At 50.2% G+C, this 1,982-nt stretch carries 2 protein-coding genes and 1 pseudogene; 2 read left to right on the plus strand and 1 reads right to left on the minus strand.

Features of this window, described 5'->3' with window-relative positions; all coding sequences use genetic code 11:
• Positions 1-50: 50 nt before the first annotated feature.
• Positions 51-686 (plus strand): helicase HerA domain-containing protein, encoded by a 636-nt coding sequence (locus AC1DWF_RS31635; RefSeq protein WP_476788278.1) that lies wholly within the window; start codon positions 51-53, stop codon positions 684-686.
• Entirely contained in the window at positions 683-1,795 is a 1,113-nt protein-coding gene (locus AC1DWF_RS31640) for an ATP-binding protein (RefSeq protein ID WP_476788279.1), read from the plus strand. The genes AC1DWF_RS31635 and AC1DWF_RS31640 overlap by 4 nt, the downstream gene beginning before the upstream one ends.
• Positions 1,796-1,814: 19 nt before the next feature.
• On the opposite strand, the pseudogene AC1DWF_RS31645 reads toward AC1DWF_RS31640, so the two are convergent.
• A pseudogene (locus tag AC1DWF_RS31645) lies at positions 1,815-1,982 on the minus strand (IS630 family transposase); the annotation flags it as partial.

Consider the following 1,982-nt stretch of genomic DNA (forward strand, 5'->3'; position numbering starts at 1 on the left):
ACCTTTGGTCATTGGAAGGCTTCCGCAAACTCGTACTTTAGGAATTTGGCATGACTATCTTTGATTTTGAAGATTCAGAGGCTCTTGGAGCGGTTATTTCCGTTGATACGGTCGCAGTAACAATTCGTGTCGACAATCTAGATCGACTGAAGCGGCTTCAAGTCAATCGTCTAGCAGTATTGCAAAGCAGCCGAGCGGGGCAACATCTCATTGGGATTGTCGTCAAGATCACACGCAAACCTGACGAGCGAGTGGGCGTYGGGGATGATATTGCCGGTGACGATCAACTTGAACCAAATGAAAATAATCTCGTCAAAATTACCCTAATCGGGACTCTATTGGACAGAGAAGGTACAAAACAGAATGTCTTCCGCCGCACCCTAGAAACAGTCCCCGAGATCGAAGCCAACTGTTTTGCTCTTGAGGGGGAGCGGTTGACGGGTTTTATGCAAGTGATTTCGAATGTAGAAGTTGATGGACCAAAACTCTCCCTAGGTACATTTACCTTGGATGACGAAGCCGTAGCCTATCTTAATGGAAATAAGCTCTTTCAACGGCACGCCGTGATAGTTGGAAGCACTGGCTCAGGAAAATCCTGGACGACCGCGAGACTTTTAGAACAAATTTCGGCGCTACCACAGGCAAATGTCGTACTTTCGACATACACGGTGAGTATCGCCCCTTGATCGGGGACGCATTTCAACATCTAAAAATTGCAGGACCAGCAGACATTGAACGCGGAACAACTCTAAAATATGGAATTTTGCATTTACCGTACTGGCTCTTGGGTTACGAGGCGCTAGTTTCAATGTTCGTTGACAGGAGTGACCAGAACGCTCCCAACCAGGCGATGTTGATGACGAGGGCAATCACTGACGCAAAACGTGCAACCCTGACTGACCCAAAACACAAGTCAATCTTGGACAATTTTACCATCGATAGCCCAATACCTTTCGACATCGATGGGGTCATTGATGAATTGAATGACCTCAATACCGAAATGGTTCCAGGATCTAGAGGTGAAAAACAAGGAGACTTCTTCGGTAAATTGAGTCGACTCATCCCGAGGCTGGAAGCAAAGCGCTCTGACCGTCGCCTTTCATTCCTCTTCAAGCCGCCTGCGGAGTGCATGGCAATGGAATGGCTTCCGAAGATGGTACATCGAATTGTTGCGGGACGTGGGGCACAGACGGAGCAACGTGGCGGGGTCAAGATCATTGATTTCTCAGAGGTGCCATCGGATGTATTGCCACTAATGGTCAGCCTGCTTGCACGCATCATCTTTACGGCTAACCAGTGGACCAAGCCTGAAGATCGCCACCCGATTGCAATGCTCTGTGACGAGGCACATCTTTACATTCCGGAACGCGCTTCGGCGGATAGTTCGGACGCGGTGTCTGTCGAGATTTTTGAGCGCATTGCGAAGGAAGGCCGGAAGTATGGGATTGGCTTAGTAGTAATCAGTCAACGCCCTTCCGAGGTGAATAGGACTGTACTGAGCCAGTGCAACAACGTTGTTGCGATGCGGCTGACTAACGGCGATGATCAAAATGTCATCCGACGCCTTCTGCCCGACAGCTTAGGAAGTTTCGGCGAACTGCTGCCTGTCCTCGACACGGGAGAAGCGCTTGTTGTTGGCGACGCAAGCCTACTGCCCACTAGAATTAGGGTAACTGAACCCGCCTTGAAACCTGACAGCCAAACCATTGCGTTTTGGGACCGATGGAATGACACTGCTCCCAAATCGGATACCGAAAACGCAGTTCTCGCGTGGAGGCGGCAAAGCGCGAATTAGACGCTAGAGCATCGGACTTTCATGTGAGTCCATATCCTGCTGCGGCGAAGTAGTTTCTGCATTCTGTTGGGGAGAAGAGATTGCAGATATCGCCGATGGCCTGCCACAGGGCGTCGATGGTTCTGATGGCCTTAGCGCGCAGATGCGCCTTGAGCTTGGCGAAGGCCATTTCGATCGGATTGAGATC

It is taken from the genome of Aminobacter sp. P4_D5 (genome assembly GCF_056401815.1).